This window comes from Affinundibacterium nitidum (assembly GCF_014284155.1).
GTDB classification, from domain to species: domain Bacteria; phylum Pseudomonadota; class Gammaproteobacteria; order Burkholderiales; family Burkholderiaceae_D; genus Undibacterium; species Undibacterium nitidum.
Genome location: NZ_JACOFZ010000006.1, coordinates 1 through 12,974, shown reverse-complemented (window position 1 = coordinate 12,974; position 12,974 = coordinate 1). Strand labels below are relative to the sequence as shown.

At 46.0% G+C, this 12,974-nt stretch carries 13 protein-coding genes and 1 riboswitch; of the genes, 2 read left to right on the top strand and 11 right to left on the bottom strand.

Annotated features, from left to right (window positions below; translation table 11 throughout):
- Positions 1 to 37 precede the first annotated feature (37 nt).
- The 4 genes from H8K36_RS14275 to H8K36_RS14260 all read right to left on the bottom strand — a co-directional run bounded on the left by H8K36_RS14275 (position 38) and on the right by H8K36_RS14260 (position 2,476).
- A complete protein-coding gene (locus H8K36_RS14275; RefSeq protein WP_186917179.1) occupies positions 38 to 481 on the bottom strand; it encodes an ExbD/TolR family protein in 444 nt (147 codons plus the stop codon).
- 17 nt (positions 482 to 498) lie between these two features.
- Positions 499 to 1,194 (bottom strand): protein TolQ, encoded by a 696-nt coding sequence (gene tolQ / locus H8K36_RS14270; RefSeq protein WP_186917178.1) that lies wholly within the window; start codon positions 1,192 to 1,194, stop codon positions 499 to 501.
- A 73-nt stretch (positions 1,195 to 1,267) separates the two neighbouring features.
- Entirely contained in the window at positions 1,268 to 1,681 is a 414-nt protein-coding gene (gene ybgC, locus H8K36_RS14265) for a tol-pal system-associated acyl-CoA thioesterase (RefSeq protein ID WP_186917177.1), read from the bottom strand.
- A 48-nt stretch (positions 1,682 to 1,729) separates the two neighbouring features.
- Entirely contained in the window at positions 1,730 to 2,476 is a 747-nt protein-coding gene (locus H8K36_RS14260) for an SDR family NAD(P)-dependent oxidoreductase (RefSeq protein ID WP_186917176.1), read from the bottom strand.
- 432 nt (positions 2,477 to 2,908) lie between these two features.
- A riboswitch (ZMP/ZTP riboswitch) is annotated at positions 2,909 to 3,040 on the top strand.
- Between the two features lie 101 nt (positions 3,041 to 3,141).
- Here H8K36_RS14260 and glyA point away from each other — a divergent pair.
- The gene (glyA, locus tag H8K36_RS14255; protein ID WP_186917175.1) at positions 3,142 to 4,389 is read left to right on the top strand and encodes a serine hydroxymethyltransferase; all 1,248 of its coding nucleotides are present in this window, start codon (positions 3,142 to 3,144) and stop codon (positions 4,387 to 4,389) included.
- A 319-nt stretch (positions 4,390 to 4,708) separates the two neighbouring features.
- The gene (gene nrdR / locus H8K36_RS14250; protein ID WP_186917174.1) at positions 4,709 to 5,161 is read left to right on the top strand and encodes a transcriptional regulator NrdR; all 453 of its coding nucleotides are present in this window, start codon (positions 4,709 to 4,711) and stop codon (positions 5,159 to 5,161) included.
- Positions 5,162 to 5,229: 68 nt separating this feature from the next.
- Here nrdR and H8K36_RS14245 read toward each other — a convergent pair whose 3' ends face one another.
- From H8K36_RS14245 to H8K36_RS14215, 7 genes are all read right to left on the bottom strand, one after another.
- Positions 5,230 to 5,685, bottom strand: coding sequence for a type IV pilin protein (locus H8K36_RS14245; RefSeq protein ID WP_186917173.1), 456 nt, complete (start codon positions 5,683 to 5,685; stop codon positions 5,230 to 5,232).
- Between the two features lie 27 nt (positions 5,686 to 5,712).
- A complete protein-coding gene (locus H8K36_RS14240) occupies positions 5,713 to 9,303 on the bottom strand; it encodes a pilus assembly protein (protein ID WP_186917172.1) in 3,591 nt (1,196 codons plus the stop codon).
- A 12-nt stretch (positions 9,304 to 9,315) separates the two neighbouring features.
- A complete protein-coding gene (locus tag H8K36_RS14235; protein WP_186917171.1) occupies positions 9,316 to 9,852 on the bottom strand; it encodes a pilus assembly PilX family protein in 537 nt (178 codons plus the stop codon).
- Complete coding sequence (locus H8K36_RS14230; protein WP_186917170.1) at positions 9,852 to 10,817, bottom strand: PilW family protein; 966 nt, start codon at positions 10,815 to 10,817, stop codon at positions 9,852 to 9,854. The genes H8K36_RS14235 and H8K36_RS14230 overlap by 1 nt, the downstream gene beginning before the upstream one ends.
- Positions 10,814 to 11,392, bottom strand: coding sequence for a type IV pilus modification protein PilV (gene pilV / locus H8K36_RS14225; RefSeq protein ID WP_186917169.1), 579 nt, complete (start codon positions 11,390 to 11,392; stop codon positions 10,814 to 10,816). Before pilV ends, H8K36_RS14230 begins: the two co-directional genes overlap by 4 nt.
- Positions 11,393 to 11,406: 14 nt before the next feature.
- On the bottom strand, positions 11,407 to 11,973 hold the full coding sequence (locus tag H8K36_RS14220; RefSeq protein WP_186917168.1) for a GspH/FimT family pseudopilin: 567 nt from the start codon (positions 11,971 to 11,973) through the stop codon (positions 11,407 to 11,409).
- 110 nt (positions 11,974 to 12,083) lie between these two features.
- Positions 12,084 to 12,656 (bottom strand): GspH/FimT family pseudopilin, encoded by a 573-nt coding sequence (locus tag H8K36_RS14215; RefSeq protein WP_186917167.1) that lies wholly within the window; start codon positions 12,654 to 12,656, stop codon positions 12,084 to 12,086.
- Between the last annotated feature and the right edge of the window lie 318 nt (positions 12,657 to 12,974).

The window sequence follows — 12,974 nt, the reverse complement described above, 5'->3', positions numbered from 1 at the left end:
GATAAATCCGAGCACATCAACTTCAGGCTTTTAAACATTATTTTGTCGCGAGTCCCACGCGGGAAATCCCTAATTTCTTCGCTTCTGAAATCACTTGTATCACTTCGTCATACTTAATTTCTTTATCTGCCGAGACCATCACAGAGAGTTCCGGTTTAGCTTGATGAAATTCTTTAAGCTTTTGCATTAATTGCTTACGATCAGCAGCAGTTTCCTTCGCTTCTTGTCGACTATTACCGTTGGATGAGCCTTTGCTATTGATGCTAATCGTCGCCGATGCATTTGGAGCCAATGCGATCTCAATATAATCTGCTGGTGGTTTTGTCGATTGCCCTGCTGTCGGCAAATTGATGACGCTAGGATTCGTCATCGGTGCCGCGACCATAAAGATCACCAATAACACCAACATTACGTCGATGTAAGGAACGACATTGATTTCCGCTTTAAATTTGCGTTTACGTTCGCCACGAAGTGAACTCATTAAGACTCACCTTACGCTTAACGCGATTGTCTTTGCAAAATATTGGAGAATTCTTCAATGAAGGTCTCGAAACGAATCGCAAGACGATCGATGTCATGTGAATAGCGGTTATACGCCAATACCGCTGGAATCGCCGCAAACAAGCCAATTGCCGTCGCCACCAATGCTTCGGCAATACCGGGCGCAACAGCCGCCAAGGTCGCTTGCTGCACATTAGCCAAACCACGGAAAGCGTTCATAATGCCCCATACCGTACCAAACAAGCCGATGTAAGGCGATACAGAACCGACCGATGCCAGAAACGACAAATGCGACTCCAAGTGATCCATTTCGCGTTGATAGGACGCGCGCATCGCGCGGCGAGCACCATCCAGCATTGCACCCGCATCCAATCCTGCTTTGTTTGCCGCTTTGACTTTGTGATACTCGTTCATACCAGCTTCAAAGATTCGCTCTAAAGCACCAGTCTTATCACGTGCACCGCGATGATTCGCCACGGCTTGCTGATAGAGTTCTACCAAGTTACCACCCGCCCAAAAGCTGCGTTCGAATTGTTCTGTTTGTGCGCGTGCTTTCTTGATGGCGAACATTTTACTGAAGATGTAATTCCAGCTCATAATCGAGACACCAAGAAGAATCGCCATTACGATTTTTACTAATGGAGAAGCTTCTGTGACTAACGTAAAGAGTGAGAGATCTTGAGTAACTGTCATAATGATTTCGATATAAACGCGTAAATAAAATAATTCTGTTCTTTGCTCTACTGGTTTACACCAGCAAGCTTGCCTAAACCACGGCAGCCGGACGTATCAGTTCAAGCACTGGAAGAGGCACGGCCACTGGTCGCCACGACTTCTGATCCACCCAACACACTGTAATATGGGCTGAAGTCATTAATCGTTCTCCACAACGCACTTCTTGGTAGAACACCACCGAAGCACGTCCCGTTTTTTCGACAGCAGAGCTAACATGAAGTTCATCGTCAAGACGAGCCGATGCATGATACTCGACATTGCTGGCTTTGACGACAAACAAAGCCCCATATTGCGCAAGTAAAGCAGATGATTCTAGACCTAGTGAGCGCAGCCACTCGGTGCGGGCGCGCTCGAAGAATTTAAGATAATTGGCATAGAACACGACACCGCCAGAATCAGTGTCTTCATAATACACACGAACGGGCCAACTAAATGCAGTAGACATGAGAACCTTAAATGCAAAAAAAACGAAAAGCTGCTGTTGTAATTGGCTTTAACTACGTTGAATCGCCAATGGCCCGAAGCCCTGACACATCGGCATCATTTCGATGTAATTAATATTGATGTGGGCCGGCAACGTGGCGATCCAAAAGGCTGTCTCAGCGATGTCGACTGCGGTTAGTGGTTGTGTACCTTGGTAGACTGCAGCAGCCTTAGCATCATCGCCTTTAAAGCGTACGTTCGAAAACTCTGTGCCACCACATAAACCTGGTGCAATATTGCAGGCGCGAACACCAGTACCAATCAAATCCGCGCGCAAATTCAGCGTAAATTGATCGACAAAGGCCTTCGTCGCGCCATACACATTACCCCCTGGGTAGGCTGTGGAACCAGCAATCGAACCAATATTGATGATGACGCCGTTCTTACGATCGACAAAGTGCGGCAATAAAGCACGGGTCATGCGAACCAATCCTTTATTATTGGTGTCGATCATCACTTCCCAATCTTCGAGGCTAGCGTCTTGCGCTGGCGCCACGCCCAATGCCAAACCGGCATTGTTAATTAAAACATCAATATCACTCCACTCAGCTTTCAAACTGGCGAGCGCTTGGCTGATCGATGCTTTATCGGTGACGTCTAACTCCAAGGTCAGCACCGCATCACCCAACTCTGCTTTTAATGCCTGTAAGCGATCCAATCGGCGCGCTGCGGCGATCACTTTATGACCCGCCTGAACAAACTTGCGTGCCATCGCTTCACCAAATCCAGAACTTGCACCAGTAACTAAGACCAACATAAATTCATCGCTTTCGAAATGCCAGAAAAGCCGTCATTCTAAATCTTTTTGTAATTAAAGTCGCCGCATTGAAGAATCACTCCAAAGCGAATCTGTAAGTCGCGTAGCTTCGAACCGAACGAGGAAAGTAGCACCGGAAACTATTTTCGTGACAGCATCGTGTCAATGCATATCAAAAACATCATATTTATTGTCATTTCACTTTTAACTGGCTTCTTGGGCAAGCAAATCTGCACATTTATTGACCTCAATTCCACGCCAAATCGGATTCAATTTATCTTTCAAAAACAAATACTTATAGAATTTCATCGTTCGACATCGTTTCCTTCCGGTCGATTTGCACGCCTTTAAACAAGCGCGATTCAATGCGGCCTTGTTTCGCTCTCTCAACTTGCTCTAAACCTGCGCTTCACGTAAAATTCGGGCACCATTTTTGTCTCACGCAACTGGCGAAAATGCAGCGTCTTTTTATCCAAAAGCACCTGCAGAAGATGGAGTTCCATCGTGAAGCGTGAGATTTGCAGAGTCGATTCTTGATTCTGGCCGTACGCCTGGGTATCTCGATGGTAAAAGTGATTGAGACTTGTATCAGCAAGCGTTCGCATTTTTACGGATCAGTCCCAATCTAAATTTTTCAATTTTCACGCTTTTTCTACAGGAAACCCATGTTCTCCAAGAATCATACTCTCGCTAATATCGATCCAGAATTGCTCGCCGCGATTCAAGCCGAAAATGTCCGTCAACAAGAACACATCGAGTTGATCGCTTCTGAAAACTACACTTCACCTGCCGTCATGGAAGCACAAGGCTCCCAATTGACGAACAAGTATGCTGAAGGCTACCCAGGAAAACGCTACTACGGTGGTTGCGAACACGTTGACGTCGTTGAACAATTAGCGATCGACCGCTTGAAACAAATTTTCGGCGCTGAAGCAGCAAACGTTCAACCGAATTCTGGCTCACAAGCAAACCAAGGCGTATTTTTCGCAGTCTTGAAACCAGGCGACACCATTATGGGCATGTCCTTGGCAGAAGGCGGTCACTTGACTCACGGCATGCCTTTGAACATGTCTGGTAAATGGTTCAACGTGGTTTCGTATGGTTTGAACGAAAAAGAAGAAATCGATTACGAAGCAATGGAACGTTTGGCACGCGAAAGCAAACCAAAATTGATCATTGCGGGCGCATCGGCTTATTCCTTGCGTATCGATTTCGAACGTTTCTCCAAAATCGCGAAAGAAGTGGGCGCTTATTTCATGGTCGATATGGCTCACTATGCTGGCTTGATCGCTGCAGGTGTTTATCCTAACCCAGTCCCATTCGCTGACTTCGTTACTTCGACGACACACAAATCGTTGCGTGGCCCACGTGGCGGTATCATTTTGATGAAAGCCGAACACGAGAAAATCATCAACTCTGCGATTTTCCCAGGCTTGCAAGGTGGTCCATTGATGCACGTTATCGCTGGTAAAGCAGTTGCGTTCAAAGAAGCGCTCAACCCAGAATTTAAAGCTTACCAAGAACAAGTGGTCAAGAATGCTGACGCGTTAGCTAAAACTTTAATCGAACGTGGCTTGCGTATTATCTCTGGCCGCACAGAATCGCACGTGATGTTGGTTGATCTGCGTTCCAAAAATATTACGGGTAAAGCAGCGGAAGCGGTACTGGGTTCTGCGCATATCACTTGCAACAAGAACTCTATTCCTAACGACCCAGAAAAACCATTCGTCACTTCAGGTATCCGTTTGGGTAGCCCTGCATTGACGACACGTGGCTTCAAAGAAGCTGAAGCTGTCAAGATTGGTCACTTGGTTGCAGACGTATTGGACAATCCAAATGACGCAGCAACTATCGAGCGCGTAAAGGCAGAAGTAAAAAAATTAACTGCTGCTTTCCCTGTCTACGGTAACTAAGTTTCTTAGCAGCGCCAAACACAAATAAAGCCACTCTTCGGAGTGGCTTTATTTTTATCCAAAAATGGATTTCAACTTGCGATAAACGAAAGATCCTGTCGTTTTTTGTCCTGTTCACAACAAAAGTCGCTAAACTGTGAAACGACAGAGATCGTATGTTTTACAATGATGTCAGCTTCACAAGTTTAAACAAAGATAGGCTTATGCGAAATTGCGACGGCTCAATAAGCTGCGGAAGGCTGTGCAAATGCAAAACGGCGCGAGCACAACAATGCCAAGCTCTATTATGCGTAAGTCCTAGGAGACAGAAAGTCCAATCATGAAATGCCCATACTGCCACCACGACGACACTCAAGTGATCGACACCCGAATTTCAGAGGAAGGCGACACGATACGCCGCCGCCGTCGTTGTGCCAGTTGCGATAAACGCTTTACGACTTATGAGCGCATCGAACTCACGATGCCAGTTATCGTCAAAAAGAACGGTAGCCGCTCAGAATATGAATCGGCAAAATTACGTGCAAGTCTCATGTTGGCGTTGCGCAAACGTCCGGTATCAGCAGAGGCGGTTGACACTGCCATTCAAAGAATCGAAGAAAAACTCCTCAATAGCGGACAACGTGAAGTGGTCTCTGGGCACTTAGGTGAGTTGGTGATGCGTGAACTTAAGCGCCTCGACAAAGTCGCCTATATTCGTTTCGCGTCGGTATATAAGAGCTTTGAAGATGTCTCTGAATTCGTCGAAGCAATTCAAGAAGTAAAGAAAAAATAAAGGGCTTGAATTTCTTCAAGCCCTCCACTCACAAGAATCAACGCCACATATACACGTTAGGTGCAATCTTACTTCGTCCAACAGGTGTCCGCAGTCATACCATTGGTTGGAGTACCATCTACAGACTTTTGTCCCAAGTTATTGATTGTCAGAGTCTTACAATAGTCTGTTGTAGCACCGTTTTTCGGCACTGCTTGTAAAGTATAAGTAGTCGCAGCTTTACTCTTAATTGAAATTTCGTACTTAACTTGAATTCCGGTAGCATTCGGTGGTGAAATTGTTCTTGGAAGAACAGGATCAGAACCAGCAACGTTTTTATCATACGAACTATTTTCAGTAAAAAACCGCTCCATATACTGTGCATTTTCGAGCAATGCAGCACGGGCATCAGAACGATCCCCGCGCCTAACATTATCGCGATAACTTGGGTAAGCAATAGCTGTGAGGATTGCAATGATGACTACCGTTATCATCATCTCCATCAGAGTGAAACCACCCTCTTCATTCTTATTTATAGACTTCATATGCACTCCCCCCAATTATTCAAACTTCTATTTTATGTTAATTTGACGCCATAAACGAACCGTTGGGATCGGGTCTGAAGCTCGACTATTCACGCCCTCTGCACCACCAATCATCGTACCATCTTTACTTGCAGCTTGGTACACCTTCAAATTTCGGTTGCCTGTACGAATAATCGTGGTACCCATCGTTGCCGTGCTTTGGCGACCGCTCACCATTGTGTCAGAAGGGGTGATTTGATTGTCACCATTAGTGTCAATCGTCTTATAACTAAGTGGCCCACCATTCAAAGGACTCAATTGCAGGGTCGTTGAGAATCCATCCGTAATGCAAGGATCTGTGCTGGTCCCAGGTATCAACGTCGTAAAGATGACCTGATCCTCGAAAATAATCGGATCTGTGACCAAACGCTCAGCTGAAACTACAGTCAAATCAATATACCAACCTCGCTTGGTGTTCCAATCTACGACTTGTGGATTGAGGAATTTATAGAACATGCTTCCGTTGTCTTTAGTCAAGGTCTGTTGGACCAAACTCGTCTTAACGACAGTCGAAGGCGCGGAATCCTTGTCCCAAATCCCGTACAGAGTCTGAAGAGAAGTGTTTGTCGGATCCGTATCTTCATAAATTTTGCCCGTACCAAAGATGACGATAATACCGTTTTCAGGATGTGGGTACAGCTGAGGTTGTGTCGTAATCGGTTGCTTCAAACTCGGATTGACACTGTTTTTGGCAGTGAATAAAGGAGAACCGTTAAATGCTATCTCAACTTTAGTTGGATCACCTGGGCTAGGGGTAGAGAAGTCAAACTTCCACAGATTGCCCTGCAAGTCACCGGCGTATGCCGCTTTGATCGTCGAGTCAGAATTAATCAACAACTTCGGTGTAGACAATCCGTTAGAAGTGGTACCAGTATCCTTCTTGTACAACACCGCACCAGTTCTCAGGTTAACAACATACAACACTGCCTTACCACTAGCACTTTCGTAGCCATTGCCAAATACAGCGACCCAAGTACCATCCTTCAAGCGTCCCATTTGTGGTACACCCATGGTGTAACCCATATCACTGTCTGCTGTAGGAATCGTCGAACTTAACTCCCACAAAACTTTCGACTGATCGAAAGTAGCAGGATCTGTAACATCCAACGCGAACACTGCCTTACCACCAGCGCCCGTTGCACCAAGTAAAACCATACGCCAAGGAGCATTAATATCTGTGCCAATTGCAGCGTCACCAACGTTCACTGTACCGTCAACGTAAAACTCATGCGAATAAGTCTTTTTCGCGAGCTGAGGCAATTTAGGAATTATCGACTTCGGAATATAAGCAAACCGTTCCAAAGCTGAAGTGTCGTTCGCCGCAGCATCAAATGCATGCAACATACCATCATTTGAGCCTACATAAACTGTAGCGACCCTACTCGAACTCTTCTTCCAATTTAAGAAAGTTTGGTAGGAACCTTTACCAACAGAACCCGCTGGCAGGAACACATAACCGCCATCCTTACCTTCACGAACATATTGTGGATCTGAATTAACCAAATCTCCCAACACGTATTTGCGAATACGGAAAGGATTGTTTTCTAAGGATTTATCGCCACGAATGTAATCAACAATGTTAGTTCCCGTCACAACCGTAGGCAAATAATCTGCCGCCGCATCGTTGAATGCTGTCTTATCGCTCGCGGCCAAATTAGTGTAATTAAATTCAATACCACCAATGCCAGATGCTGCCGTGGTGAACACCTTCCGTGTTGAGGCATTAACAGTCCAATTATCCGTATCCCAGTCATTCGTGACTGAAACGGCACCTGTCGTGGCATTGACTGATTTCTGCTCCAATTTACCCGACCAGTTATCTGTACGATAGGAAGAAGTATAGAGCTTGGTATTGGAACCCAAAGTATTATTAGACGTCGCTACCGCAGCCGCACTACCAACGCGGCTTGCGATGTCGGCCAAAGCCAAAGCTAGAGACTCACCGAATTGTTTTGGATTGCGCGCACTAAAATATTGGCCACGACCATTAACTGCCGCATGCCACAAATCATCCACATTGTTCGTGGAATCGGCAGCAGGTTGACTCCATTGCTTAGTTCCATCCTTTAAAGCAGGGAGGTCAGTAGCGGGGTCAAGTGTACCGACTACTCCAAGGCCCACGGTGTAAGTAACGAGGTGTTGCCAAAAGGCAGGATCAGCGGAATTGGTTGGCACATTTTTCTTACTTTGATCAGTCCAATCGCTACGGAGATCATTTACCCAATAATACATTGCAACGTCTGCCAAGGTGTCTGAGTAGGTGTCGGCGTACTGTTTATCGGTCGTAACCGTTACATTTCCAGCTGAATCTTTCAATGTTGAGCCAGATATGCCGTATTTAAAGGTACTACCGTCCGCGGCTGTCCGCAGGACACCATTGGTTCCATCAACGTTGCCATTGGCTACACTAGCGCCATTACCATTCCAAGTACCGTCGGTCGTCATGATATGGTAATTTTGACGACAACTTGCCTGTCCACTGCTAGTATCATTAATCGTATTCTGCCAAGGTCCACCAGCATCGGTACGTCTAAAATATTGACCTACTTTATCCATCGCTGCACGCAATGGCGTACCGTTCAAATAAGCAGGATACTTATACAATTCATCAAAAAAACTCTGGCGATTAGCGCCAGCGAAATCAGGTGTCACACCTGCCACAATGACACTTGAACTCACGCCATTAATCGTTCGACTTGGCGCATTCAAAGTTGCAAAACCAACACGCAAGCTTGTCTCTTGCTTACTGAAGGCCGTACCAGCGCCGCCACGTGCCAACAAAGTACGTGAACGCCAATATTGGAACCAGTTCGCGAAATTTTGAATCTCTTGTGCATAAGTACAGGTCGTCGCACATTCGGTTCGGTCACTAGAAAACTTCGGATAGCTCGTCACCGTCGACTTGATTTCAACCTTTTCAAAGCAATTCACGTTGGTCGCATCATCCGCAGAAACACAACCAGTGCCGCCTATATATTTGAAATAGGTTGCTGGATAAAAATCTCTTTGTTCATTGACAACAGCGGCCGTAGAGCTTTTTATCCAATCTACTTTACCCCACACTACCCCTTGGGTACTTGAGGTCAAATTGATCGTTGCTACTAGATTACCACCCGTCGGAGCAACCGGATTAAAATAAGCAGCTACTGGATTCGCCTGCGGCATAGAAGTACCATCCGCATTTTTCCATGGGTCATACTTCACACCCGGATTGTAGTAAATCTCGTTCACTTCCCAGTTACGGAACCGTGCAATCTTCAACGTAGTGGCATTGTCGGTACCATTACCATCGCCAAACCCCATGACGTCAGATGGGAAGGCTTTATTAGCCTCATATACATTTGGTGGCTGAGGAAAGCCGGCAACATAGCTAAAGCCTGGGACTAATTTATCGGGCATGTATTCAAAAACCATTGACCCAGAATCATCAAGTGTGAACATGATATTCGGCGGCACCTTCGGCTTTACCATTGGTGGCAGTTTAGAAACTGTTGCAGAGGCTTGTAAAGGAAGCAGAATCTGCGACACGATCAATATCGCAGCGCAAGCACGTTTTGTCAGAGAAAATGTTCGTACCATGATGAACCTCTATCAGTAATTACCGCAACGTATAACTTCTTGTAGAACTACAACCGCTGTATCAACACTACCAACGCCACGCGCTGTGATCACATACGGCCAACTGTTTTGATCGCGGCCAGGCAGAGGCCAGCGCTCAACAAGGCATTGAGGCTGTGATGCAACCCCTTTGAGTTCATCTGTACCCGAAACAGTTACAACATCTCCACTTGTCCAGACAGTTTTATCTTTCCACTTGGATGGAAAGTTAGCCATCACGTTGGTATCGTCATAGGCATCCTGAGATGTAAGAACATTGATTGTGCTCCCGGCACGTAATTGACACATTGTGGTTGAGCCTGCTGCCAGATCGAGCGAGCGTTCGCAAAAACGCAAGCCCTTCTCCGCCGCTTGAAAAGCACTCTCTTGCGCACGTAAATTGCCGCCAATTTTCTCGTCCATCGTTGCTTTACGAATAGCTGTCACAGCGAGCATCGTCATCACAATCAAGAAAATCATACTCACCGGGAGAACGAAGCCGTGCTGATTTTTATTCCGATTAGTCTTCATTATGCTGCTCCAACGGCACGACTACGAATGGTTACGGTCGTATTAAACACACTGCGCAAACGTTTATCGTTTGGCGTTATCTTTGTCGTTCCATCGCACCCGACATAGGTCTGTGCGGCAGTCACAACATTGTTAGACGCCGAACGAACAACCAAACAAACTCGAACTGCAATGACACGTTGCCAATCGGCCGCGGCCAATTTATCTGCTGTCAAATAGCGATCTATTGTCTGAGTCCCATTAAAAGAAACACCGTAACTCAACTGCATATTCTCGACATTCTCTGCAATTGGCTGCCCTTCATTTAGTGCATCGGTCGGATTCGCTAAACCACCATTCCCACGACAATACAATTCAGGAACGCCATTTGTCGTTTTGATATAAAAACGATTTTCGACAATATATTCTTGGAGAATACCGCCCTTTTTCTTCGCAGCATCAGGAGGAATTGCCGTTGGTAAGACAGCGGCGCCGAGGCAATCTGTTGGCACACCCGCAGTAGTCGTATTATCGGAAAACTGATCAACAACATAACGCACCAGAAAAGCATCTGGTGTAGAGCCTGGTCCTGTGCAAGTTAGATCGGCCAGCGTCTTCGAACTATCGACAAAGCCCCCAGCGCAACCACGAATCGCATCTGTACTTGCGCCCTTATTATCAGCGAAGCTGGTGTATACGGCAGCTTGTACTTTTACTGGAACAGTTGAATCATCTTCACTTTTCTCAATCGAGCTCAGCAAAGTACCATAGCCAGCCATACGCACGTGAAAACTCAAAAAATTAAGTGCGAGACGACCTTCTTCATCCAGGCGACTCTTATCATCAGTTGCTCTAAATGTATTTTTGTTCGCGTAAAACAAGGAAGAAATTGAGATCAGGATCACCATGCCTATGGTCACAGCAATCATCAATTCGACGATCGATCGCCCTTGTATAGAACGTCGGTTTGCAAAACGAATTTTCATATCGTATACCTCAAGGTAAAGCACCGAACACCAACAGGAGCTGCCGCGTTGCCGGGGCAGGCCGGATCAGTTGACGTCAATCCTTGTTCTTTCCACATTACTGTAATGTCAAAGCTACTCACTGAAGTGCCTGTCGTCACTGGAAGAATAAGTCCAGCACCTCCAGCCAATCGAAGCTCAAGCATACGCAACCAAGCCATTTTGTCATTATCTGCAATTTTCTTCGCATCGCATCCGGCCGAATTACTCATCAATATTGCACAATTATTAGGTAACGCACTACGATCTAAAGCAATTGTCGTCGAATAATAAGCATCGTATTTGTAGCGAGCCTCATTGTCTGCGCGGTCTTGCGAATATTTTGAAGGATCAGAGGAAATCAACCAATTCGCCCGCATCCGCTCGCCCAAATCATACGCAGCTTGAACCGCCTCAGAACGTTGACTTGCCGTCTTTTGATATTTGAGAGCATTCAATTGCAGACTTGCCAAACCCAAGAGACCGATCGCCATTACAACAATTGCGACCATAATTTCAATCAAGGTTGTACCCTTTTGATGAGATATTTTCCGCATTTTTATTCTCCTATTTAAGGGCAACTTGATGCCCTCTCAACCTTCGCTCGACCACCAATCGCAACACAAACAGCTCGATCTTCCGAGGAAAAGGCACTCGGAGCGCTAACGACAAATTGAGTTTTTGTGAAAGTCTGGCCCGTTGCGTTGAAACTGATATTTTCATTCGCCGCATTCGAAACGATCTTACCCTCTGCGTCACTCGCCAAGTAAGGGCCGTAGATTTGAATAATTGGTTCACCATTATTGCGAGTACGGGATTCATTGGTATCCACGTATATCATCCATCCCGTACCCCAGCCTACAGCACCGGAGACTGAATCACACAAAGGTGATGCCGCGCTTGGTGTCGATGTTTTACAAACACCAATCGAAGTACCTCGTTTGAGCGCTTCTGATCGCGCCAACAAAAGCGAGCCGTGTAGATCTGAAACCATACTCGAGACCCGATTCGATACAACCATTCGTCGATAGCTTGGAATTGCAATACTCGCGAGAACTGCGGCTATCGCAATGACAATCATCAATTCAACTAGGGTAACCCCCATCTGTGAGCCTGATTGTTTGAATTTTGTTTTCATGATTCTCCCCATTTGCATGTAGGAGAATAATCCAACTGGGTTCGTTCTCAAAAGTAATTCTGATGAACGGCGTTTAAAGCTCGATCTTTGGCATACTAGCGGTAAAAGAGTTATCGGCAGGCGTCTCTCGACACGCGCGCTCTGCCACCGGATGCTAGGCAAAGAAAACGATCGTGGGATACTTCTTGGTCAGTGCGAGGTCGCCTGATATTAAACCGCATGTAGTTGCCAAATGTCTGTCCAGTAGCATTAAAGGTCAACTGATTATGTGCTGGGGTTGGGATAATTGCTCCTTCATTTCCGTCATTAAACAATCTGCCCTGCATCCGCAAAACGACATCGCCACTTGAAAATTTCTTGTTGCGATCAAGGTCGTGAAAGATCAACCATCCATCACCCCAACCGGCTCCATTTCCAGCTCCCCCTTGATCACAAGTTGGATTTTCGCTAAGCGTAGTTGAACTCCGACATATAACAACATTGCCACCACGCTTGATTGCCTCTGAACGAGTATATAGAAGTGCTCCATGAAGCTCACTCGTGACGCTATTAACTCGATTGACAATGACCATATCCCCATAGGTCGGGATCGCGAGCATCGACAGCGTGGAGATAATCAGTATCCAAATTATCAATTCCATTAAAGTAACGCCAATCTGAGCCTTAGTTAATCGTGTACGCATAGATGCTCCCGATCTAAAATTATAAAATAATAATGCTTTTTATTTAATTATAAAATCACAGATCAGATTGTCAACGGTAATGTTGACTTTTTACTACGGTGAGTCGATAGAGTTGATGGTTATCGTCAAAGACTGAAACGACCGGAGGGCGTACTGAGGCTGTACGCCCAATTGAGTTGATGATGTTTTCGGTAAGCGCAAAGCAAAAGCCCCTGATTCGCTGGAATCAGGGGCTTTCTGGGATAAGAGCCTGACGATGACCTACTTTCACACTGGTTGCAGCACTATCATCGGCGCAAAGTCGTTTCACTGTCCTGT

Excerpts from the sequence above, each read along its gene's own strand:
- H8K36_RS14275 (WP_186917179.1), bottom strand. The coding sequence starts at position 481 with ATGAGTTCACTTCGTGGCGAACGTAAACGCAAATTTAAAGCGGAAATC.
- tolQ (WP_186917178.1), bottom strand. The coding sequence starts at position 1,194 with ATGACAGTTACTCAAGATCTCTCACTCTTTACGTTAGTCACAGAAGCT.
- ybgC (WP_186917177.1), bottom strand. The coding sequence starts at position 1,681 with ATGTCTACTGCATTTAGTTGGCCCGTTCGTGTGTATTATGAAGACACT.
- H8K36_RS14260 (WP_186917176.1), bottom strand. The coding sequence starts at position 2,476 with ATGTTGGTCTTAGTTACTGGTGCAAGTTCTGGATTTGGTGAAGCGATG.
- glyA (WP_186917175.1), top strand. The coding sequence starts at position 3,142 with ATGTTCTCCAAGAATCATACTCTCGCTAATATCGATCCAGAATTGCTC.
- nrdR (WP_186917174.1), top strand. The coding sequence starts at position 4,709 with ATGAAATGCCCATACTGCCACCACGACGACACTCAAGTGATCGACACC.
- H8K36_RS14245 (WP_186917173.1), bottom strand. The coding sequence starts at position 5,685 with ATGAAGTCTATAAATAAGAATGAAGAGGGTGGTTTCACTCTGATGGAG.
- H8K36_RS14240 (WP_186917172.1), bottom strand. The coding sequence starts at position 9,303 with ATGGTACGAACATTTTCTCTGACAAAACGTGCTTGCGCTGCGATATTG.
- H8K36_RS14235 (WP_186917171.1), bottom strand. The coding sequence starts at position 9,852 with ATGAAGACTAATCGGAATAAAAATCAGCACGGCTTCGTTCTCCCGGTG.
- H8K36_RS14230 (WP_186917170.1), bottom strand. The coding sequence starts at position 10,817 with ATGAAAATTCGTTTTGCAAACCGACGTTCTATACAAGGGCGATCGATC.
- pilV (WP_186917169.1), bottom strand. The coding sequence starts at position 11,392 with ATGCGGAAAATATCTCATCAAAAGGGTACAACCTTGATTGAAATTATG.
- H8K36_RS14220 (WP_186917168.1), bottom strand. The coding sequence starts at position 11,973 with ATGAAAACAAAATTCAAACAATCAGGCTCACAGATGGGGGTTACCCTA.
- H8K36_RS14215 (WP_186917167.1), bottom strand. The coding sequence starts at position 12,656 with ATGCGTACACGATTAACTAAGGCTCAGATTGGCGTTACTTTAATGGAA.